Source organism: Pseudarthrobacter albicanus (assembly GCF_018224015.1).
Taxonomy (GTDB): Bacteria; Actinomycetota; Actinomycetes; order Actinomycetales; family Micrococcaceae; genus Arthrobacter; species Arthrobacter albicanus.
The window spans coordinates 26358-47073 of sequence record NZ_JAGPOT010000004.1 but is presented as its reverse complement, the minus strand read 5'-3'; the positions used below and the strand labels follow the sequence as shown (position 1 = coordinate 47073).

Annotated in this window: 18 protein-coding genes and 1 pseudogene; 7 read left to right on the top strand and 12 right to left on the bottom strand. The window is 64.9% G+C overall.

The annotated features are described in order from the left end of the window. Window positions 1–27: 27 nt before the first annotated feature. Window positions 28–1143 (bottom strand): sigma-70 family RNA polymerase sigma factor, encoded by a 1116-nt coding sequence (locus tag J9611_RS01380; protein WP_211877013.1) that lies wholly within the window; start codon window positions 1141–1143, stop codon window positions 28–30. A 230-nt stretch (window positions 1144–1373) separates the two neighbouring features. On the opposite strand from J9611_RS01380, the gene J9611_RS01375 reads away from it, so the two are divergent. Beyond that, a complete protein-coding gene (locus J9611_RS01375) occupies window positions 1374–1637 on the top strand; it encodes a ribbon-helix-helix protein, CopG family (protein ID WP_211877011.1) in 264 nt (87 codons plus the stop codon). A gap of 145 nt (window positions 1638–1782) precedes the next feature. Here the strand turns inward: J9611_RS01375 and J9611_RS01370 are convergent, their stop codons facing one another. Then, window positions 1783–2784, bottom strand: coding sequence for an Lrp/AsnC family transcriptional regulator (locus J9611_RS01370; RefSeq protein ID WP_211877003.1), 1002 nt, complete (start codon window positions 2782–2784; stop codon window positions 1783–1785). Window positions 2785–2914: 130 nt separating this feature from the next. Here J9611_RS01370 and J9611_RS01365 point away from each other — a divergent pair, with 130 nt between their 5' ends. The 4 genes from J9611_RS01365 to J9611_RS01350 all read left to right on the top strand — a co-directional run bounded on the left by J9611_RS01365 (window position 2915) and on the right by J9611_RS01350 (window position 6964). Further along, a complete protein-coding gene (locus J9611_RS01365) occupies window positions 2915–4336 on the top strand; it encodes an MFS transporter (protein ID WP_211876989.1) in 1422 nt (473 codons plus the stop codon). Then, on the top strand, window positions 4333–5577 hold the full coding sequence (locus J9611_RS01360) for an amidohydrolase (protein WP_211876984.1): 1245 nt from the start codon (window positions 4333–4335) through the stop codon (window positions 5575–5577). The genes J9611_RS01365 and J9611_RS01360 overlap by 4 nt, the downstream gene beginning before the upstream one ends. Before the next feature lie 28 nt (window positions 5578–5605). Next, window positions 5606–6694, top strand: coding sequence for an IS630 family transposase (locus J9611_RS01355; protein WP_211876982.1), 1089 nt, complete (start codon window positions 5606–5608; stop codon window positions 6692–6694). A 63-nt stretch (window positions 6695–6757) separates the two neighbouring features. After that, window positions 6758–6964: an SRPBCC family protein gene (locus J9611_RS01350; protein WP_211876981.1), complete on the top strand. Its 207-nt coding sequence runs from the start codon at window positions 6758–6760 to the stop codon at window positions 6962–6964. Between the two features lie 625 nt (window positions 6965–7589). Here the strand turns inward: J9611_RS01350 and J9611_RS01345 are convergent. The 6 genes and pseudogenes from J9611_RS01345 to hisC all read right to left on the bottom strand — a co-directional run bounded on the left by J9611_RS01345 (window position 7590) and on the right by hisC (window position 15284). Further along, on the bottom strand, window positions 7590–7883 hold the full coding sequence (locus tag J9611_RS01345; protein ID WP_211876979.1) for a hypothetical protein: 294 nt from the start codon (window positions 7881–7883) through the stop codon (window positions 7590–7592). Window positions 7884–8194: 311 nt separating this feature from the next. Next, window positions 8195–11773 (bottom strand): DEAD/DEAH box helicase, encoded by a 3579-nt coding sequence (locus J9611_RS01340; protein WP_211876977.1) that lies wholly within the window; start codon window positions 11771–11773, stop codon window positions 8195–8197. Window positions 11774–11819: 46 nt separating this feature from the next. Then, the gene (locus J9611_RS21675) at window positions 11820–12125 is read right to left on the bottom strand and encodes a hypothetical protein (protein WP_246527216.1); all 306 of its coding nucleotides are present in this window, start codon (window positions 12123–12125) and stop codon (window positions 11820–11822) included. A 73-nt stretch (window positions 12126–12198) separates the two neighbouring features. Then, window positions 12199–12459 (bottom strand): annotated as a pseudogene (locus tag J9611_RS22660) (helix-turn-helix domain-containing protein); the annotation flags it as partial. Between the two features lie 69 nt (window positions 12460–12528). Further along, window positions 12529–14184 carry a thiamine pyrophosphate-binding protein gene (locus J9611_RS01330; RefSeq protein WP_211876974.1) on the bottom strand — a complete coding sequence of 552 codons (1656 nt, stop codon included), beginning with the start codon at window positions 14182–14184 and terminating at the stop codon, window positions 12529–12531. Window positions 14185–14198: 14 nt separating this feature from the next. Further along, the gene (gene hisC / locus J9611_RS01325; RefSeq protein WP_211876973.1) at window positions 14199–15284 is read right to left on the bottom strand and encodes a histidinol-phosphate transaminase; all 1086 of its coding nucleotides are present in this window, start codon (window positions 15282–15284) and stop codon (window positions 14199–14201) included. 320 nt (window positions 15285–15604) lie between these two features. Here hisC and J9611_RS01320 point away from each other — a divergent pair, with 320 nt between their 5' ends. Further along, window positions 15605–17011 carry an amino acid permease gene (locus J9611_RS01320; RefSeq protein ID WP_372447739.1) on the top strand — a complete coding sequence of 469 codons (1407 nt, stop codon included), beginning with the start codon at window positions 15605–15607 and terminating at the stop codon, window positions 17009–17011. A gap of 179 nt (window positions 17012–17190) precedes the next feature. Here the strand turns inward: J9611_RS01320 and J9611_RS22655 are convergent, their stop codons facing one another. The 4 genes from J9611_RS22655 to J9611_RS01300 form a co-directional block, all read right to left on the bottom strand. After that, entirely contained in the window at window positions 17191–17607 is a 417-nt protein-coding gene (locus tag J9611_RS22655; protein ID WP_372447743.1) for an acyl-CoA dehydrogenase family protein, read from the bottom strand. A 4-nt stretch (window positions 17608–17611) separates the two neighbouring features. Further along, window positions 17612–18487 (bottom strand): Fic family protein, encoded by an 876-nt coding sequence (locus J9611_RS01310; protein ID WP_246527215.1) that lies wholly within the window; start codon window positions 18485–18487, stop codon window positions 17612–17614. Between the two features lie 396 nt (window positions 18488–18883). Beyond that, entirely contained in the window at window positions 18884–19117 is a 234-nt protein-coding gene (locus tag J9611_RS01305) for a hypothetical protein (protein WP_504741510.1), read from the bottom strand. Further along, window positions 19089–19688 carry a citrate synthase family protein gene (locus J9611_RS01300; RefSeq protein ID WP_211876969.1) on the bottom strand — a complete coding sequence of 200 codons (600 nt, stop codon included), beginning with the start codon at window positions 19686–19688 and terminating at the stop codon, window positions 19089–19091. Before J9611_RS01300 ends, J9611_RS01305 begins: the two co-directional genes overlap by 29 nt. Window positions 19689–20178: 490 nt before the next feature. On the opposite strand from J9611_RS01300, the gene J9611_RS01295 reads away from it, so the two are divergent. Beyond that, a complete protein-coding gene (locus J9611_RS01295; protein ID WP_211876967.1) occupies window positions 20179–20691 on the top strand; it encodes a sigma-70 family RNA polymerase sigma factor in 513 nt (170 codons plus the stop codon). The last annotated feature ends 25 nt before the right edge of the window (window positions 20692–20716 follow it).

Below are 20716 nucleotides of genomic sequence, written 5' to 3'. Positions count from 1 at the left end.
GGATGTGTTGGACCGACAGTTCCTCGATCATACGTGCTCCGCCGGCGCAGGCTCCGGCGCCGTCTCCGCGCCGATTGAGGGCTCCGGGCCGACTGAGCTGTCGCCGTCGAAGTGATACTGCCGCAGGACGTTGGACCGGGACGGGTCCTTGAGCTTCTTCATGGCCGTGACCTCGATCTGGCGGATGCATTCGCGGGTCATGCCGTACACCTTCCCGACCGCATCCAGGCTCGTCTCTTCACCGCCCGTCATGCCGAAGCGCATCGCAATGACCCCTGCCTCCCGCTCCTCGAGCGTGTCGAGTACGGCATGTACCCGCTCCTTCATCTGTTGATGGAAGAGCGAATCCGCCGCGTCGGGATCAGTGGGATCCAGCAGCTGTTCGGCCAGCGCTTCGGTTCCGCCTTTGCCGTCGGGCACCTGGCTGTCCAGCGAATAAACCGGCTTGTCCAAGGTCAGCAGATATTCAACCTTTCCGATCGAATTCTCCGTCAGCCGGCCAAGATCTTCGATGCTGCACACGGTCCCCGCCATTGCGGCCGTCCGTTGTGCTGACCGGAGTTTCTGCACCTGCTCGACGACGTTGACCGGCAGCCGGATAAGGCGGCCCTGATCAGCCAGCGCACGCGTGATGGCCTGCCGGATGCACAACGTGGCGTAGGTGGAGAATCTGAAACCCTTGGTGAAGTCGAACCTGCAGACGGCCTTGTGCAGTCCCAGGTTCCCTTCCTGGATCAGGTCCAGAAAGTCGAGGCCCCGGTGGGTGTAGTGCTTGGCAATCGACACTACGAGCCGAAGGTTGGCGTGGAGCAGCGTGTCGGCGGCACGCTTGCCCAGAAGGACGATGGTCCGAAGCTCCCTTAGGTCCCGCCGGGGCCGCGGTGTTCCGTCAGCCAAAAGCTGTTCCGCGAAAAGTCCTGCCTCGATCTCTTGGGCCAGTTCCACCTCCTGCTCGGCAGTGAGCAAGTCGTATTGGCGCAGCCGGCGCAGATAGTCCGCGACGGCGTCGTCGGTGACCCCCTCGCTGTCTGCCAGTGATTCCGGCCGGTCGGCGTCATTCGGCCCGAATGATTCAGGCACCGAGGCGGCCGCGGCAGGCCCGGAGTCCGTCCTGTCGATTGCCTCGTGGATCAGGTCCGCCATGTCATCCCCCGGTTGGGCTCTTCAAGCTCGTGAAGGCAGACTACGTGGCCGGTGTGACAATATCCGGGCGGTGCTTCGACGCCGTCCAAACCCCGCCCGGGGGGATCCTCGCGCCAAGAACGGGTACAGCAGTAATGTTTTCGTTATACGAAATACGCGTGGACGTACAGCCACGCAATGAAAGCACGTGCCAAATACTTGGACTTACTGCCTTGAGAGGAGAAACGGCTATGAAGGAAAACGAAACCATGAACGGCCAAGCGGTCACTGAAAGCCAGATAGCCCAGTGGGCTGACGAAGCCGTGGCCGGCTATGACGTGGCAGCCCTCAAGAAACGCGGCCGTCCCCGGATCGGAGCGGAGATTGCCCAGGTGGCCGCAATCCGGTTGGACCCGGACCTTAATGCCGCCCTCTCCAGGCGGGCGGAGCAAGATCATTCAACGCGCAGTGAAGTAGTCCGCCAAGCACTCCAGGCATGGCTCAAGTCCGCGTAGGTCCCGGCCGGTTAGACCCCCGCCCGCAAGGACTGCGCTAACGACGGCACGGATCCTCCTCAACCCCGAAAACACAAACCGCGGCCAGTCCCGAAACGAACTCAGGACCAGCCGCGGGTCGGTGGGTTATAAGGCTAAGCGGTTGCTAGGCCTCGCGCCACAGTGGCAGGGGGACCACGCTGCAGCTTCGCCCGGACTCGTCCAACAGGTGGCCGAGCCGCTTGTAGGTGCGCACCACCGCTTCCCGGGAGATCACGGTGCTTCCCGGGGCTCGTGCTGCCAGCTCGCGTTCATGACCTTGGACCTCCAGATAGTCGCGGACCCACAGTGTCACCAACAGGTTCTGCGCGCCCAGGACCTGTGCGCTCAACCGGCAACTCGGCAGGCCTGCGAAGTACCGGCCGATGGCGTCAACCTGGGTCGCGGGAACGTTGAGACTTAGACTCACCTCCCGCAGGCCCTGCCGGGCGGCGACCGAAGTATCGCACCTCATCGTCATGTAGCCGGCCGCGAGGAACCGCTCCACCCGCCTCCTTGCCGTCTGGGGGGACACACCGCAGGCGGCGCCCAGCTCTGCCCAACTGGCCCGCCCATCGCGGGCCAACTCCTCGAGCAGAGTGGCATCCAGCCGGTCCGGCGCGTAGGCAGACGGGACGGGCAGCGACTCCTTTGCCATGAGCCGCGCCAGCGCCGGTTCCAGGGTTCCGCTGCGCCATTCCGAAGCCTGCCGGTAGAGCTCCGTGACAAAGACAACCTCCCTGCGCGTCACCCCCGGCAGGTCCGCGAACCCCCCGGTGACGATCCCCATGAGTTCCTCGTGGCTCGACGCGAAGCAGTCCACGAACAGATCGTGAGGACCCGAAACCAGGGACACAGTACCGAAGGCGGGCTCGGCGCAGAGCCGCCGGATGAGCGCCTCATGCTCGCCCGGCAGGGACGACAGATGAACGAATGCGGACCAGCCGGCGTTGAGATAGCGCGGCCCCGGAGCCGGGGTGATCCACGCAAGGCCTTGGTCGGCGAGGGCGGTCCAGCGGCGGGCGATGGTGGGCCCGGAAAGGCCGAGCACGTCCGCCACCCGGGACCAGTCCGCCCGGGGATTGATCTGCAGGGCGTTCACGATTTCAAGGTCCAATTCGGAGATCATGGCCGATTCTTTCAGATTATGTACTCCTACGGGGATTTTTCATCAATATATCGGGAGGTCTCGGATGAGGAACTAGCGTGGTGACTCGCATCACTCCAGGCGCACGGCGCCCCGAACCGCAAGGAAGCACATGGCAAGCAGGACAGCGGCACCGGCGACGGCGGCCGTCACGCGCCGGACGATCACCGGCATGATCATGGCAATGGCCCTGATCGAATCCCTCAGCGGGGTCACCCAGGGCTACCTGAACCCCATCCTGCCCGCGCTCGGGCCCGTCTTCTCGATCGATGATCCGACGATCAACGGCATCTTCCTGATCTCGAACGTCAGCTTTGCCGTGCTCACGCCGATCATCTCCCGGCTCGGCGACAGCTACGGATACAGACTTGTGCTTCGCTGGTCAACAGCTGTCGTCGCGCTGGCGGTACTCATGATGGCGCTGTGGCCGTCGCTGTGGACAGTGACCGTCGGCATTGTCCTGCTCACCTGCGTTGTGGGCTTCATTCCGCTGATGATGGGAATCCTGCGGGTGAGCAGCCCCGGGCACACCCGCACGGGCGTCAGCGTGATGATCGGCATGCTCATGATCATGGTCGGCGCAGGTGGGCTGCTGGCAGGGATTGTCGGCGTCAACGACCCCACGCTCGGTTTCTGGGTGGCTGTGCCCTTTGCCGTGGTTGCCCTTGTCTGTTCCTTCCTGTTGCCCGACGCCGGCACCCCGACGCGGGAGGGAATCGCCCTCGTGCCCCTGCTGGCCTGTTCCCTCGGCCTGATCGGCTTCGTCGTGGCCCTTTCGATGGGCCCGGACTGGGGCTGGCTGGATGCCCGGACGCTCGGATCCGGACTTCTGGGACTCACGCTGCTGGCCTTCTGGGCTGTGCTCGACGCCCGGAGCCCGGAGAGCGGGAAGAGGTTCATGGACCTGCGCATGCTCGCCAATCCACGTATCCGCACAGTCTCACTGGCCACGTTCTTCTTCGGCTTCGCATCCATCAGCTACTTCGGTACGAACGGGATCTTTCTGCACGCCAGCCCCGCCAAAACAGGCTACGGATTTGGTCTCAGCCCCCTCATGATCGCCATCGTCCTCGCCGCGGCGTCTGTGTTCTCGCTGGCATCTTCGCTGTTGACCGCGCGGATGCTCAGAGTGTTCGGCGAACGCGCCACCCTTGTCTTCGCGGGTCTTCTGCTGGCCGGCGGCTTCGCGGTCATGACCGTCGCCCACGGCTCCCTGGCCGGGTACTGCGCCGGGTTCGCGATGTTCAACCTGAGCCTTGGCATCTACCAGGCAGGGACCCGGGCGCTGTCCGTGGAGGGCGTGCCGCTGGAGGAGACCTCGACGGCGGCCGGACTCAACGAACTGGCCTTGACTGCCGGCATCGCCGTGGGCGCCGCCGTCGTGAAACTCATCTCCTCATCCTCCGCCGAGTCCGGGCACATCAGCAACGGCGGCCTCGTCTCCATCTGGGGTGTATTGGCCGTGGCAGCACTGATCGCAGCGGTAGCTTCTGCCCGCTATCCCAAGCGGCAGGCAGCAGAGGTCCCCGCATGAACACGGCTGGTCTGAAAACTGCTGTTCCGAAGCCTGTCGGGCCGGCCCCGGCCTCCGAGACCGGAATCGAACGCAGCGTCTCTGCGGCCCTGGAGCGCTGGAAGTCCGAAATCCTTGGGCTGAGCCACGCGATTCACGCCGATCCCGAACTTGGCGGCCAAGAGTTCAGGGCCGCCCAACGAGTCAGTACGCTGCTCCGGTCCGCCGGCTTCAGCTTTGACAGCTCCCAGCCCGAGCTTCCCACTGCCTTCAGCGCCCGGTTCGGATCCGGTGAGCTCGTAGTCGCGCTCTGTGTTGAATACGACGCCCTGCCGGATATTGGCCACGCCTGCGGACATAACGTGAACGCGGCTTCCACCGTGGGCGCGGCGCTCGCGCTGGCAACCGTAGCCGGGGAACTCGGCATCACCGTCAAGGTGCTGGGCACCCCAGCGGAGGAGACCACCGGCGGCAAGGTCGACCTGATCAAGGAAGGCCATTTCGAGGACGTTTCACTCGCCATGATGGCCCACGCCGGCGCCGAAGACATCGTTGGCGGCTCGTCCTTGGCCATGTGCATGTGGGACGTGCTCTACGAGGGCCGGCCGGCGCACGCCGCTGCGGCGCCAGAGGAAGGGATCAATGCCCTGGACGCCCTCGTAATCGCGCAAACCGCCATTGCCCTGGCACGGCAACAGCTTCCGTCTGGCTCCATAGTTTCCCTGATCGTCACAGAAGGCGGGAGCGCCGCCAACGTCATCCCTGGGCGCGCCCGGGCCAGCGTGGAAATGCGTTCGCCCAGCCTCGCGAAGCTGCGCGTTATCGAGGATCGCGTGCGGCGCTGCCTTCAGGCCGGCGCACATGCCACCGGCAGCACACTCACCGTCACACCTACGGGCAACGCCTACGCGGAACTGCGGCAGGACCGGTTCCTCTCCGAGGCGTACCGGACGGCGATGGCAGCCCGGGGGAGGGATGTCGTCTTCAACGAGGAGCCGGTGGCATCCACGGACATGGGCAACGTCTCCCAGCTGGTGCCGAGCATCCACCCGCTGCTCGGTTACAACGTGGGCGGCGCCGCCCACCACACAGCCGAGTTCGCCGCCCACGGTTCCTCCGCCTCCGCAGACCGGGCGGTGGTGGACGGCGCCTTCGGCTTGGCTATGGCCGCCAGTGTGGCGGCAGTGGATCCAGAGCAGCGGGAGCGCCTGCTCCGGAGCGGCCTCTCCTCCGCCAAGTCTAGTGGTGTGTCTCCAAAATAGTCGATGAGTGTTCTGTTAAACTGGGGGCATGTCGAATCCTGCTTCTGCTTTGGTGGTCTCCGATGGTCAGCGTGCCGCGTTGGAGGTGTTGTCGAGATCGCAGACGGCGTCCCATCGTGAGGTGCAGCGGGCACAGGTCTTGTTGATGGCCGCGGAGGGGCTGGCCAATGGATCGATCGCGAAGGTCGCCGGGGTCAGCCCGGGGACGGTGCGTTCATGGCGGGCCCGGTTCGGGGACGAGGGTCTGGCGAAGCTGGGGAAGGTTCGTGGCGGGCGGGGCCGCACGCCGGTGATTCCGCAGTCAAAGATCGATGAGATCGTTGAGTTGACGCTGAACTCCAAGCCGGAAGGGCATACGCACTGGTCGGTGCGGAGCATGGCGGCGAAGTCCGGGGTGTCTCCGGCGCAGGTGCAGCGGATCTGGGCGGCGCGCGGGCTGAAGCCGCACCGGGTCGAGGCGTTCAAGCTTTCCACCGATCCGCGGTTCGAGGAGAAACTCATCGATGTGGTGGGCCTGTATCTGAACCCGCCGGAGCAGGCGATCGTGTTGTGCATGGATGAGAAGTCCTCGATCCAGGCGTTGGACCGCACCCAGCCGTCACTGCCGATGAAGAAGGGCCGGGGCGAAACGATGACCCATGACTACAAGCGCAACGGCACGACGACCCTGTTTGCCGCCCTGGACGTCGCCAGCGGAAAGGTCATCGGTTCCTGTCTGCCCAAGCACCGTCACAACGAGTTCCTGACATTCCTGAAAACACTCGAGAAGGAAGTCCCGGACGGGCTGGCCGTGCATCTTATCCTCGACAATTACGCGACACACAAACACGCCAACGTCAGGGCCTGGCTGGAGAAACATCCGCGGTTCCACCTGCATTTCACGCCCACCTCCTCGTCCTGGCTGAACCTGGTGGAGCGGTGGTTCAGGGAACTCACCGACAAGGCGCTGCGCCGCGGCGCGTTCCATTCCGTGCCGGATCTGATCTCAGCGATCGAGGACTACCTCGCCGCCCACAACGACGAGCCCAAGCCCCTGGTGTGGACGGCGACAGCGGAATCCATCCTCGAAAAAGTCGCCCGAGGCCGCGTCGCACTCCAAGCCGTCAAGCAAAACTGAGACACACCACTAGGTCTAATTCCGGCGGGGAGGGCGAACCAATAACTCCGCTTCGAGCGCCTCGTGTTCACCTGGGGCCACCCGAACGGCGACCCAGATGACACTCCAGTCATTACGGTCACCCTCGAGCCGGTTCACGAAGGCACGCGCATGACATTCGATCTGCGCGGCGTCGACGGGACCAAGGGCGATGGAAGCTTCTACGGCGGATGGCAGGAGGTGCTCGTTTCCCCCGGGGATTACCTGGGACAGTCCCAGATCGCCCGGTGAGGGATGGCATCTGGGACGCAATTCGCATGAATCGATTGCTGGCCCAGCACGGGGATGTCATTGTCTCCGGAACGGTACACAATCAAGGCCAGTTCTACGATCGCTTCGAGCATGTCGTCCTTCTGAGTGAACCGCTCCCGGTACTCCTTCAGCGAGTCAGGTGTCTCGCAACCGATCTGCCTCGTAACCCATGGGATGCAAGACGACGCAAAGCCCGGGATTGCGATATCGAGCGGTCACAGAACGCCGCCATTTATCGCCAAACTCCACAGACCTGGCCGTAGCGACGGGACACCGCGGGCGATTTCCAACAATTAGTGCCGAGCTGCTCGGCGCTCGGCGCTGCTGCAGTCGAAACCCGCGGCTGGTGATCGCCGTGCGCCGGGTGGGACTCGCAGACTATGCCGTCGCACTCCAGCGTGCTGCTGTACCCCGGTTGCCGCTGGCTATGAGCGAGCCCGAGGCTGCGCGCGATCCTCCGAGGCGCCGCTCAGCAGCCGACGGAACAGCGGGTTCGGATTCGCCCCCGGCAGCACCCGACGCAGATCCTTCAGCGCCGCCATCGGGGTAATCCCCGCCACCCGAGCCCGCACCAACGCTTGCCAGAGCCCTGGGTCTGAGCCGGCTATTTTCGGCTGCCGGTCTTTTCGGCTTTACGGCCGACTAATTGATGGGCGCGCTGGTGCGAAACCCCAAGAACTTCTCCGATTTCCCGGACGGTCAGGCCGTCCTCCGCCAGGCACCGGGCCGCCACTCGGCTGGTCGTGGCCGCTTTGGCCTGAAGTTCGGCCAACCGGTTCGCGGCGTCCAGGGCTGCATCCACGGCTTCTTCGAGTTTTCCGCCTAGATGGACGGAAACGATTACTTGAAACGAGTCCTCAGGTATTCCTGTCAGGGACGATGCCGCGTCTTTGACCATGGCTGCCACCTGGTCCAGGCGCTTGGCCTGTGTAAACAGACCCGGTACTTCGGGAACTTCAACGGCCCACCACGACCCGGAGCGCTGCGCAACTGCCGTTAGTCTCATTGAATTTGGTCCTTAGACTTCTAGATTTCGAGTCGCTTGGCCTCTCTAAGGAGGTCCTTCCGCTTCATCATGTAGAAAGTCTAGGCCCCTAGACAAAATCCGTCTAGCCAGATAGACACGAGCGTAATAAGACCCGGCTGCACGATGGGGGGACAGCAGCGGCAGGCCCGCCCGGACGTCGATGCCGCAACCATCGGCGTGCCTCAGCTGTCGAACAACCCCCGCACGTCCTCCGCCGACAGTGCCGAGGCGAACATCGCGTCGTCGTCCAGGACGGCGGTAAACAGCTTGGCCTTCTTTTCCTTGAGCGCCATGACTTTCTCCTCGATGGTGTCCCTGGCCACCAGCCGGTAGACCATGACATTCCGGCTCTGGCCGATCCTGTGGGTCCGGTCAACGGCTTGGGCCTCCGAAGCGGGATTCCACCAGGGGTCCAGCAGGAACACATAGTCGGCCTCGGTCAGGTTCAGTCCGAACCCGCCGGCCTTGAGGCTGATGAGGAACACCGGCGCGCTTCCGGACTTGAACTGCTCGATCACCTCGCCGCGCCGGCGGGTCTTGCCGTCCAGGTAGGCGTACGGGATGCCTTCCGCGTCAAGGCGTGCCGCGGCCTTGGAAAGGAAGCCGGTGAACTGGCTGAAGATCAGGGCGCGGTGTCCCTCGGCCGCGATGTCGCGGAGCTGCTCCAACAGGGCATCGAGCTTGCTGGAAGGGACGGACGCGTATTTCTCGTCCACCAGGGATGCGTCCAGGCTGAGCCTGCGCAAGGTGGTGAGGGACTTGAAGATCGCGAAGCGGTTCTTGTCCATGTCCCCCAGCAGCCCCAGAACCTTCTGCCGTTCGCGCTGTAGTTGCCGCTGGTAAATGGTGCGGTGCCGCGGCGCCAGCTCCAGCTCCAGCACCTGTTCCTGTTTGGCGGGCAGGTCCCTGGCGACCAGGTCCTTGGTGCGCCGCATCATCAGGGGCCGGATCCGGCGTCGTAATTGCGCCAGTTTCGCCGCGTTCCCTTCTTTCTCCACCGGCTTCTGGTAGTAGTCGGCGAAATTCTTCGACGACGGGAACAGCCCGGGAGCGGTGATCGCGAACATGGACCACAACTCCATCAGGTTGTTCTCCATGGGCGTGCCCGTGATGGCGAGCTTGAACGGGGCCGGGAAGCGGCGGGCGTTCTGGCTGGCCTTGGTGGCCGGATTCTTCACAAACTGTGCCTCGTCCAGTACCAGCCCGGCCCACTGCTGCGCGGCGTAGGCCTCATAGTCGAGCCGGAAGAGCGTGTAGGAAACAACCACGACGTCGGACCCGGCGGCGAGCGCCGCCAGATCCGTCCCGCTGCGCTGCAGCGTGTCCGTGACGGCGGTGACGCGCAGCCCGGGGGCGAAACGTCCGATTTCCGCGGCCCAGTTGGGCACCACGGAGGTCGGGGCGACCACCAGGAAGGGGCGCCTCGCGGTGTCGTCCCGGTCCGGAGCGCCGATGCCGTTCTTGGCGTGGCAGATCAGGGCGATGGCCTGGAGGGTCTTGCCCAGGCCCATATCGTCCGCGAGCACGCCGCCCAGGCCCTGCTGCCACAGGAAGGCCAGCCAGTTGAAGCCGTCCTGCTGGTAGGGGCGCAGTGAAGCGTTGAGTCCCGCCGGCGGCGGCACGTCCAGAAGCTCCGTGAACCGCAGCAGTCCACCGACGCTCCGCCGCCAGGAATCGGCTTGTTTGGCCGTTGCCGCCAGTTCCTCGAGCTCGTCCCAGAGCCCGGCCTGGTAGCGGCTGATCCGCAGGGGCCCTTCGTGGTCCTGCAGGGCACGGGCTTCCTCGATCAGGCGGCGCAGCTGGAGGAATTCGGGCTGGTCGAGCCGGAAGTAGTTGCCGTTGGACAGCATCAGGTGTTCTTCGCCTGCTGCCAGGGCGCGGAAGAGCTGGTCGAAGGGGACGTCTTCCCCGCCCAGGGTGACGGTGACGCCCAAGTCAAACCAGTCGCCGTCGTCCGTTCCCTTGGTGCTGATGCCGATGAGCGGGGTATCGGTCAGCTCGCTGTAGTCCGGCACTGTGCCCGTGGTGACTACCCGGAGGTGCTCGAGCTGTTCCAGCACGGGGAGTGCCTCGGCGGTGAACCGGGCGGCGGCGAGGTTTCTGAGCACCGCCGGGACGGTGCTGCCGGGGTGGCCGGAGGGCTGGTCCGGGAACTGCTCCTGCCAGGCAGCCGGAAACGGGTCCAGGACCCCGGCCACCCGGGCCAGCAGCTGGGCTTCGAACGTGGGGTCGCGGTAGCCGGTGCCGGCGTCGGGCAGCGGCTGGCGGGTGACGGTGCCGGCGGACGCGTACTCCCAGTGCCATTGAAGCTGCAGCGCGCCGGGATCCTGCGGCGCTGCTGCCGCACGGCGGCGCGGGGTCCGGCCGGACGGCGCCGCGTCTGCCGCGTCCTCACCGGGGATGTGGGCGGCTGTCAGGACCAGCTCCGGCGGCAGGATCTGCGGCAGGTCCACGGAGGCGTCGCTGCAGATGACATCCGCTGCCTGGGCCAGTTGCGGGAAGATGGCACCCAGGAAGGAACCGCGGGCCGCCGCCGGAACCAGCAGTTCAGTGCGGTGGTGGATCAGCGGACGGATGGCGTCAGGAACAGGCGCTTTGCTCGGGGCCAGATGGAAACCATGGGGAGCCGTGGAGGTGCCCGGCCCTGTGGCGGCGTCCCACCAGAACAGTCCGTGGCCGGGCTGGCCGATCACGCCCATCGCGGTGCGGTCCGCGGAACTGCCGCCGATGCCGACGTACGGTGCCAGCCCCAGCCCGCCGTCGTGATCGCGGATGTCCAGGGAAATGGTGACCGGCTCATGAATTACGACGGCGTCGCCGGCCTTTGCGGCGACCAGCGCCACACCGATTTCGCTGGCCTGGGCGAGGAGCCGCCAGAGCAGCGGGCTGTCGAAGCGCTCCAGGGGCAGGTGCATGTACGGCCACTGCGAGCCCTCGGCAGCGTAGAGCGTGGCAAAGGTGCGCATCCAGCGGATCTGTTCCGGACTGAATTCCTGGAGTTGGTATCCGTAGCGCGAATGCGCGAAGGTATCCCAGCGCAGCTGGCCCACCAGCCACTTGCCCTTGGCATTCTGTTTCACCGGCCTGGCGGTCAGGCTGAGCGGCGGGGCGGATTGGTTTTGCCACGGATCAACGCGGCCACGCTGGTACCAGGCGGGCTGGCTGGAACTGGATTCGTGCAGTTCCAGCTGCACACCGAGCCGCAGCGTTGGCGCGCCGGCGCTGCGGATGGCCTGTCCGCCGGCGAAACCCGGGTGCCGTGGAGCCGCTTCCGGGTGAAGAAGGGAATGGATCTGCTCCTGCCAGGGCGCGGGAGGTGCCTCCTCCTGGACAGGTTTCTGAACAGGTTTCTGAACTGAGTTCTGAACTGAGTTCTGAACGGCGGGCGCGGGCTGCTTCGGAGCTTGAGCGCTCGCCGGGGCCGGCGGAACGTCCAGCAGCGCCGGATGCTCCAGGACAAACCCGTTGCTGATTTCCAGGAGCAAAGCGGCGACGTGCTTGCAGTTGAAGACCATGGGGCAGGAGCACTCGCCCCGCTCAACACGCAGACCCTTGACGCCGTCCTTGAACCAGACTTTAGTCCGGTAGGGGGCGCTGCGGTTGCCTTGGACCTTGCCTCTTAACTCCAGGTTCTTGGGATTCCACTCGATGCTGGAAACGGCGCCCTTGCGCGCGTAGGTGCGGCCGCGGCTCAGGGAGGTGCTGCCCACCAGGCGGGTGATCACAGGGTCGGCGAGTTGGGGCGGCGGCGGTAAAGTCACGGCTTAACGGTACCCGTTGGCAGGCGAGCCTGTCGGGAGCACCCGGTCATCGTCCGCGCCTGCGGCACGGGAATGAATGACCCGGCCGGGCCCAGCCGGTCCCGGCGTTTGGGCGGATGCCCAGTGGGCCGAACTCGTCGAACGCGAAGGCCCGGTCCGGATGGTGGTCGAGCACGTCCTCGATCCTCTCCAGCTTCGCCTCGATGTCCGGGTCGGTGGATTCCTTCCAGGTCGAGGTGTGCTGGAACGTGATCCGGTGCCGGTGCAGCAGGGTACGCAGCGCCTCCCGGCCAATGTGGACCGGCCGGTCCGGGCGTTCGCCCAGGTACCCGGCCAGCTTGCGAATCGACAAGTGCGAGAAGGGGCACCCCCAGCTTGCCCGGGCGGGTCAGGGCCGTCGCGGCGACGAAGTCCTCCTCGACGCCGCTGAGCAGGCGGGGACGGCCTCCCGCCCAGTCAGGGTCCAGGCAGTCCAGCCCGATCTCGTTGAACCGGTGGATCACCGCCCGCACGGTGTCCTCGTCCGCGGCGAGCAGCCGGGCGATGACCGGTACCGAATTCCCGCCCGCCGAAGCCAAAAGCATCGTCGCCCGCCGCCACCGGACCACACTCCGGACCTGCTTCGGCTCCCCGCGGCGCACGATCCGCAGCAGCTGCTGCCCTTCCGCCGGACTGAGCCGGCGCATTTTCACACGTTCAGCCATGCCACCAGACCGGCACGTTCCCAAACCCGGTCAACCTTTCCGGTCACCGCACTAGCCGGCCCTTGTCTCTGAAGCCAGGATGGGCGCCATGCTTTCGCGCATGTACTCGGCGACCTCGCTCTGTGAGATGGCCACGTCGAGCACGAATAGGCCCTCGGCGCCGGCGGCAAGCCATTCTTTCAGCCCCTGAAGGTCAGCGAGTGACCGCATCTTCACGCCTTGGGCGCCCATCGCCCGTCCTACAGCGCTAAAGTCGACTTCTTTTATTTGCATGGCTGTGTCGTCGAGGCCGCGTGCCGCGTATTGGTGGATTTCGGCCCCGTAGGCGGCATCGTTGAAGACGATCATTACCCCGCTCGGGATGGCACGGACGGCTGAATCGAGATCCGCAAGAGCCATCAGGGCGCCGCCGTCCCCGGAAATCAAAACGGTGATCCGGTCAGGGCGTGCCACGGCTGCCCCGGCTGCTGCCGGGATGCCCAGGCCAATCGATTGGAAGGCCGTGCCGACCATCATGAGTCCCTGCGGGTCAGGGGCTTGGCAGTACATGGGGATCCAGCCGCAGAAGTGGCCGCCGTCCTGGACGATGGTGCGCTGGGTGGGCAGCAGGGCGTCGAGTTGCTGTGCGACAGCCCGGGGATTCAGCCGCCCGTCGGGTGCAAATTCGTCAGCGGGTGGATCATGCGAGAAGGAAGCGGTGATCACTTCGGGGTGTCTGGTCCGCCAACCATTATCCAGGGGGGAGACTGCCGCGGTGAGTGACTGTGCCATTGTTGTGGCGTCGGCCTGAACGAAGCAGGTGACCCTGGGGTTGGTAGCGGCATCGAGTTCGTCGATCTGTATTACCTCGGCATCTTCTGCGAAGAGGGAGCCGTAGCGCGTCTGGAAGGCGTTGAGGCTGGCGCCCGCGACGAGTATGACGTCTGCCGTGCGCATGAGGTGCAGCGGTGCGGTCCGGGCGAAGCCCCCTGCTATACCCAGGTCCCAAGGGGTTTTGAGGTAGTTGCGGGCCCTAACGGACGTGGCGAAGAGGGCTCCGATCTTATCGCCCAGTTCCACCAGGGCCGCTCCGGCGCCGGAGACGACAGCACCGTTGCCGGCCAGGATCAAGGGTCGCTCGGCCCGGACCAGCATTGTCGCGATGCGTTGGATCACGCCGGGGTCCGGTGCTGTCTGGTGGGCAGATCGCTGCTCTGTTGCCGGTTCCTGGGGGCCGGCGATCTCGCTGGAGAGGTCATAGGGAATGGACAGGACCACGGGGCGCCGCTCGCGCCGGGCGGTCGACCAGGCCTCTTCGGTGACGCGGGCCGCGTTTCCTGCCGCGACGGTGAGGGTCAGAACCCCCAGGCCCTGGGCGACCATCAGCTGGTCAATGTCCCACGGCCGCAGCCCGGTTGTCGGGGCTTCACCAACGACGACCACCATTGGGGTCCGTGCTTTGGCGGCCTCGGTCAGGGCGGTCAACGAGTTGGTGAAGCCTGCCCCGTAGGTCACGGTGGCCACAGCGATCTTGCCGGATGCCCGGTGGTAGGCGTCTGCCATGGCCACCGTGCCGGCCTCGTGCCTGGCGCTGATGTACGGCAGGCCGCGGCGGGTGAGGTTGCTGGTGAAAAAGGCGTTGCCGTTGCCCATCAGGCCGAATACGGCCTCGGTGTGCCGTGCGCAAACCTCGGCAACGACATCGGATACGTTCAGGTGTTCGGTCATGTCGGTTCCTTAGGTCAGGGCAGTGGGGCCAGCAGGGAGGCTGCCTGTCGGGCTACGTCCAAAATCCTGTCGTTGGCTTCGGGAGTGCCTATGGTGATGCGGATCCCTTCTCCGGGAAAGGCACGGATGGAAAGAGCGTTGTCCTCAAACAGGCCGGCGAGGGCGCCGGTTCGGTCCCGGCTGTCAAGCCATAGGAAGTTGGCCTCGGATGGCAGAACGGGCAGCCCGGCGTCCAGCAATGCAGCGTGCACGCGCCGGCGTTCGGTGACCAGGACGTCGATTCGCTCCTGAAGTTCGGATTCGGCGCGCAGGGATGCCATGGCAGCCTGCTGGGCCAGGGCTGTGACGCCAAACGGGACAGCAACCTTGCGGAGAGTGATGACCAGTTCCGGGGCGGCGATGGCATACCCGAGGCGCAACCCGGCCAGCCCATACGCCTTCGAAAAAGTGTGCAGAACGGCGACGTTGGGGTATTTGCGGAACATGTCGATCCCGACGGCGGTGTCCGGGTCACAGTTGAAGTGGACGTAGGCCTCATCCAACACGACGACGGTATCCGAAGGAACCGACTGGATGAAGGTTTCCACGGCGGCAGCACTGAGTACCGCGCCGTTGGGGTTGTTCGGGTTGCAGATGAAGATCACTCTGGTTCTCGGGGTCACTGCCGCCGCCATCGCGGCCAGGTCGTGGCTTCCATTCGCTGCCAGCGGTACAGGCTGCGGTGTGGCGCCTGCCGCGGTGGCGAGAAGCGGGTACGCCTCAAAGGACCGCCAGGGGAACATCACAAGGTCGCCCGGGTCGGTCACCGCATGGATGATCTGACTGGCCACTTCAACGGAACCGGCCCCGAGCCCTATGTTGTCTGGTGAAACCGCCCAGCGACCGGCGATGGCCCGGGTAAGATCCTCCGCGGCCATCTCCGGGTAGAGGTTGATGCTCGCCACCGCACCGGTCACCGCCGCCAGCACGGAGGGCAGTGGCGGGTACGGATTCTCGTTGGAGGAGAGCTTAAAAGCCCTCAGGCCATCGATGCCCCTGGGAGCCTTTCCCTGGCGATAGGGCGGGAAGTTTTCGAGCCCTGCACGGTGTGGAATGTTCATTGGATTCTCCTAGGCAGCCGGAACTATGGGGCCGTTGCAGCACGGCGCGCTTCTGCCCCGAGGCTAAATAAGGGAAGCCGCATAAACAAGCTGTCGCGTCAACACGGGGCAGATTGCAATAACTGCCGCGCCTTGCGCGTTCCTGATGGACAAATTGCATACGGTTTTCCCGGGACGTTGCTCACACTTCCCTGAGTGACTAGCGTCACTTCGAGACACCCGGCTCGAGGGCGTCTCCCGCCGACTGGATGTACCGCCGGGAATCCCAAATTTCTTCGAGGCGGAGCACGTCCACCTCCTGACGCTTGCGAGGCATCTGCATGAATACTGCTGCTACGACAACCACCGTTGCGCCCCCGGGCGCACAGCCCGGCTTGGGACGATCTTTGAAATCACGCCAGCTGACCATGATGGGGCTCGGCAGCGCCATCGGCGCCGGGCTGTTTTTGGGTTCAGGGGTCGGTGTGCAGGCAGCCGGCCCCGCCGTGCTGATCTCCTATCTCGTGGCCGGCACCCTCGTCATCATCGTGATGCAGGCCCTGGGCGAGCTGGCCGCAGCCAGTCCCAGCACGGGGGCCTTCTCCGTCTACACGCAGAAAGCTTTCGGAAAGACCGCCGGATCAACGGTCGGCTGGCTCTGGTGGTTCCAGCTCGTTGTGGTGATCGCCGCCGAAGCCGTCGGCGCAGCCGGCCTCTTCGCCACAATTTTCCCGGAACTGCCGGTATGGCTGCTGACCCTGCTCTTCATCGCCGTCTTCTCAGTCATCAACGTTGCGGGCGTGAAAAACTATGGCGAATTCGAATTTTGGTTCGCCATACTCAAGGTCGCCGCCATCATCGTGTTTCTTATTATCGGCGCGGCCCTGATCTTTGGCTGGCTGCCCAACTCTCCCGCCCCGGGACTGACGAACCTCTTCGGCCACGGCGGTTTCGCACCGTCCGGTTGGCCCGGTATTTCCTCCGCCCTTCTCGTCGTGGTCTTCGCGTTCGGTGGAACGGAAATCGTGAGCGTCGCCGCAGCCGAAACCGCCGATCCGGTCCGGAGCGTGGGCCAGGCCATCCGGACCGTGGTTTGGCGCATCATGGTCTTCTACATCGGCTCACTGGCCATCATCGTGACCGTAGTCCCCTGGGATTCTGAACAGCTCAGCTCTCCCTTCGCCGCAGTCCTGGCCACCGCACGAATCCCGGGCGCAGAGACCGCCATCATCCTCGTGGCTGTCGTGGCCCTCCTTTCGGCGCTCAACGCCAACCTTTACGGTGCCTCCAGGATGATCTATTCACTGGCCGAACGCGGCGACGCACCCAAAGTGCTCCTGCGGCTCAACAAAGCCAAGGCACCCGTCCTTGCCGTACTCATATCGGTAGCAGTAGGGGTCGCGTCCACCGTGTTGGAATTCTTCTTCCCCGCCCGCATACTGCCCGCACTGTTGAACCTCGTGGGGTCGACCGTTCTCCTCGTCTGGGCATCCGTCCTCATGTCCCAATTCGTACTCCGCCGGAAGGCAGACCGGGACGGCCAGGTCCTCACGCTGAAGATGCGAGCCTTTCCCTACCTGACTCTCGCCGGAATGGGGATTCTGGCAGCCATCCTCATGCTGACCTGTCTCGACCCGTCCGCCAGGACGCAGCTGCTGTCCACCTTCGCGCTCACCGCGGGCATCGCCGTCGCGTGCAAGATAGCGGAATACTCCCGCAGCCGGCGGACGCACATATCTAAGGCCTAAGTAGCATCTGCTGGAGTAGCCGTATACACGCCAACACTTTCCCTCGGGGCGCCTGATCAAATGCCTGCATTGCTGCCTCTGCAAAATCCATATCAGCCTGGTTCCAGGACTTCAACGGCCAGCTCCACGACTGGCTGCCCAGCAACCGCCGGTATTCCAGGTCCCGCCACGGCCGCTCGTCATGTCGGTGCGTGCACCGACGGCGAACAGGTCTGGGTGGGAGCCGTCCCAGCCCTTGGCGTGGGGTGTGTATATCTTTTGGCCGGTGATGACCCACTCGTCGCCGTCTCGGGTGGCGTACGTTTGGAATCCCCGTTCCGGGTTGGGGTTGGCGGATCCGTCGGGTTCGCTGAAGGCCAGTGCGGCCAGCGGCGCCCCGGTTCCGTTGACGAAGGAGGCAGGAACCGTACGTGCTGTTCGGGCGTGCCGAAGAACAGCAGCGGCATCAGTCCCAGTCCGGTGGACATGATCGAGAGGGGAACGCTTGATTCCACGGCGATGAGTTCCTCGGCGACCAAGGCCAGGTCGATCAGGCTGGTCATGGGGCCTCCGAGGGGTTCGTGGATCTGCAACTTGAGGTAGCCGCGGGCCACCATTTCCTCATAGATGGGCCGGGTGGCTTCGAAGCGTTCCTCCGGGGTGGGAAGGGCGCTCCCATGCCCCATAAACGGAACTTTCGGCCACCCCGGCGATATGCGCAGCGCTGTGTGCTTCGAATACCGGGCGTTCCAGCAGCCAGGGAATGATCCTGGCATCTGCCGATCCTTTCCGGGGCCTGGCCGCCTCTGTCCAGATGGCAGGAAGGGAGTCCAATGCGGAGACGGATTCACTGGCGGCTTCGGAGGCACGGATGGATTCGAACTGGGCGTGGGCGATGGCCGCCTGCGCCATGATGGGGAGGTCCTTGCGGTTGCTGAAGGCCATGAGGTCCTCCAGCAGCCCGGGCACGAGATCCGGGGGCGGCGGCACGTGGATGGCACCTCTGGGCGAATAGTCACTGCCGCCGATCCAGTTCTGGATGTCACGGATCTTCCCGGCGAATTCGGAGTCCAGCGTGTCGTCCTTCATCAGGATCCCGTGCGCGGTCAGCATGGCTTCAAGCCTGACGGCGCCGGTCTGTCCGGCGTCGTCGATCATCGTCTGGTTGGCATCGGTCGCGGCAGCCATCGACCGGGCGTCGGCGCTGGCTTTGAGCCCGATCATCGCGCGGGCGTAGTCTTCGCGCTTGGCCTCCACATGTTCGATCCTGGAGGATGACACCGACTCACTGCGAAGCAGGAAGCCGCTGATGGCGGCCATCCAGGACCCTGCCTTCACATCCAGGGATGCAACGGCGACGGCGGCTTCCTCCAGCGCGACCAGGGACTCCCGGCCCGGGTGGTACCAGCACTCCGCGATCATGGGCGGAAGGGAGACTGTGACCTCGGTGAATTCACGGTCTTCACGCGGGACGCCTCCGGAGGCTTTCCACGGCATGACCTTGCTGCCGTGCACAGGCCATGGGTCTCTCATCGGGTTGCTTCAAAATGCTAAACAAGGGGATCGCTATTCAGACTTTATGCGTGAAATCTAGATAGTGCGAGGGCTGTTGCTGTTTAGGACGCGCCCCTGGCAGCACCCGCTGTACCTCTTCCAACCCTTCCAGCGGAGTAACTCCAGCAACCCGTACAGCGGGGCCACGGCGTCGATGCCCAACTCCGCCACCCGCGTCATGGAACCGACCCCGCCCAGTCACACGCCGTCGTCGTTCGGTGCTTCATCAGCACATCCGTGCGGCCCTCGCCACGTCCGAGTTCCATGCCAGGGCCCGGCATCGCGGACGGTCAGGGACCATCCGCCAATGCCCGGGCCCCGTCTACGGGCAAAGCGCCGTCAGGGTTTGACGGCCTCCTCTTCGGTCTCGCTCCAAATCGTGCCGGCCATCGGATTTTCGGACTCTTCCAGCAGATGGCCCACCAGGCCAACGGCGCGGGCCATGACGCCAAGGCCCCGGGCGACGTTCCAGGGAATACCGAGAGTCGCCAACAAGGCTCCGATGGCGCCGGTGACGTTGACGGGCAGGATCTTGCCCGAGCGTTCACTGGCGACGGCGGAGATAGCGGTCATCAGGCGGGGGCCCGAGCCGTCGAAACCCAGTTCTGCGGCGAGGGCGAAAAGCCGCTGGGCCCGGGGTCCACGGGCTTATGCACGGGATGGCCAATGCCGGCCAGCGGTTTGCCTGCCGCTTTGTGCTCATCAACGATCTTACCGCCAAAGCGGTGATCCCATCGTCGCCCAGCCGGTCCGGCGGGGTGATGCCGTGCCGGCCTCCGCCGGGAAGTTCCTGCTGCCAGACCCGGGCGGCACCCTCGATGGTCCCGACAAAGGTGTTGCCCAGGCCCAGCAGGCCAGCAGTAACGGCGCCCCGCAGGGATTCCGGAGCACCCATGATGGTCATTCTGGCGGCGATGACACTGGGCGTGACGCCGTGCTCCACGAGTGAAACGAGCATGGCATTGATGAGAATGGATTCGCGCTCGTCCGGAAGCCGCTTGAACAGTTCCAGAAAGGCAAAGTCGCCCAGGTTGACCTTCCCCAGAAGCTCGGTGAGGTCCAGTCCGTGCACGTGGACGCTCTCGGGTGTGGCCCTGGTGATGCTGGAGCGGATGGGCCGGCCGCCGCGGGTGTTTTTCGCCATTGACTCACAACTTCCTGATAAGGGGGTGGACGTTCGTTCTGTTAACCGACGAAGAGCGGCAGGGCGATCTGGCCGGTCAGGGGCAGCCCGTCCTGCAGGTTCCCGATGGATTCCGCCAGGGCTGCTGCGGATGATTCACCGAGCAGCCCTTCGGCCTTGAGGACAATATCGGCCCAGGTGGCCCTGTCCTCGGGGGCGCCGCGGAAGGCGTCCTCGGACTTTTCAATGACGGTGCCGTCGGCCAGCCGGATCTGTACCTCGGCCGGGATCCGAGACCAGTGTTGCGCCGGCTTTGATGACGCCCACGTTGATGGACTCGACGTCGGCGAGGGCTGCTTGGGGCACGGGCGCTACTTGGAGGAAGCACTTCGGTAAATACTGGTTCAATTCCAGACCGTCTGGGTTAGGTTAAACCTCGGGCTCCGGGCGTGCTGTCGCTGCCGGGAACACCCGTCACGGATCTTGGCCGCACCGCAGGGGAGGTAAGCGCATGGCGCCTGACGAGGACGTTGTTGCGGCGATCTACAGCGAGCACGGCAGCGCCCTGCGCCGGTTCGTGCTGAGCGCGTCACGGGACCCTGTGCTGGCGGACGGCATCGTGCACGAGACGGTGCTGCGGGTCCAGCAAGCGCCCAAGACTAGCGGCAGTATGCGCAGTTACCTGTTCCGGACGGCGCGAAACGTCCTGATCGACAACCACCGAACGTCACAGCGCCGGCCGCAGGAGGGTGAGGAACGTGACGTGGCCGATCCCGTCCGGGCAACAGAGCGGATCGATGTGCTCAACCGGGTCCCGATGGAAGAGGCCCTGATGAGGCTCAGCAGGGAACACCTGGACGTGCTGGTGGCACTGCACTACCGCCGCTTCACGGTAGGTGAGGCGTCGGCGCAACTGAACATTCCAACCGGCCTGGTGAAATCGCGCGCCTTCCATGCAGTCAGGGCACTCCGGACCATCCTTGATGGCTGGGGGCAAATCGGTGAACAGCAGGGAACTCCATGAAGACCATCCATCCACGGTGGCTCCG

Coding starts and splice junctions, on each gene's coding strand:
- hisC (WP_211876973.1), bottom strand. CDS start 15,284: ATGAACATTCCACACCGTGCAGGGCTCGAAAACTTCCCGCCCTATCGC.
- J9611_RS01305 (WP_504741510.1), bottom strand. CDS start 19,117: ATGACCGCTATCTCCGCCGTCGCCAGTGAACGCTCGGGCAAGATCCTG.
- J9611_RS01300 (WP_211876969.1), bottom strand. CDS start 19,688: ATGGCGAAAAACACCCGCGGCGGCCGGCCCATCCGCTCCAGCATCACC.
- J9611_RS01380 (WP_211877013.1), bottom strand. CDS start 1,143: ATGGCGGACCTGATCCACGAGGCAATCGACAGGACGGACTCCGGGCCT.
- J9611_RS01330 (WP_211876974.1), bottom strand. CDS start 14,184: ATGACCGAACACCTGAACGTATCCGATGTCGTTGCCGAGGTTTGCGCA.
- J9611_RS01310 (WP_246527215.1), bottom strand. CDS start 18,487: ATGCCGTGGAAAGCCTCCGGAGGCGTCCCGCGTGAAGACCGTGAATTC.
- J9611_RS01355 (WP_211876982.1), top strand. CDS start 5,606: ATGTCGAATCCTGCTTCTGCTTTGGTGGTCTCCGATGGTCAGCGTGCC.
- J9611_RS22655 (WP_372447743.1), bottom strand. CDS start 17,607: ATGGTGGCCCGCGGCTACCTCAAGTTGCAGATCCACGAACCCCTCGGA.
- J9611_RS01320 (WP_372447739.1), top strand. CDS start 15,605: ATGAATACTGCTGCTACGACAACCACCGTTGCGCCCCCGGGCGCACAG.
- J9611_RS01370 (WP_211877003.1), bottom strand. CDS start 2,784: ATGATCTCCGAATTGGACCTTGAAATCGTGAACGCCCTGCAGATCAAT.
- J9611_RS01375 (WP_211877011.1), top strand. CDS start 1,374: ATGAAGGAAAACGAAACCATGAACGGCCAAGCGGTCACTGAAAGCCAG.
- J9611_RS01345 (WP_211876979.1), bottom strand. CDS start 7,883: ATGGTCAAAGACGCGGCATCGTCCCTGACAGGAATACCTGAGGACTCG.
- J9611_RS01360 (WP_211876984.1), top strand. CDS start 4,333: ATGAACACGGCTGGTCTGAAAACTGCTGTTCCGAAGCCTGTCGGGCCG.
- J9611_RS01295 (WP_211876967.1), top strand. CDS start 20,179: ATGGCGCCTGACGAGGACGTTGTTGCGGCGATCTACAGCGAGCACGGC.
- J9611_RS01365 (WP_211876989.1), top strand. CDS start 2,915: ATGGCAAGCAGGACAGCGGCACCGGCGACGGCGGCCGTCACGCGCCGG.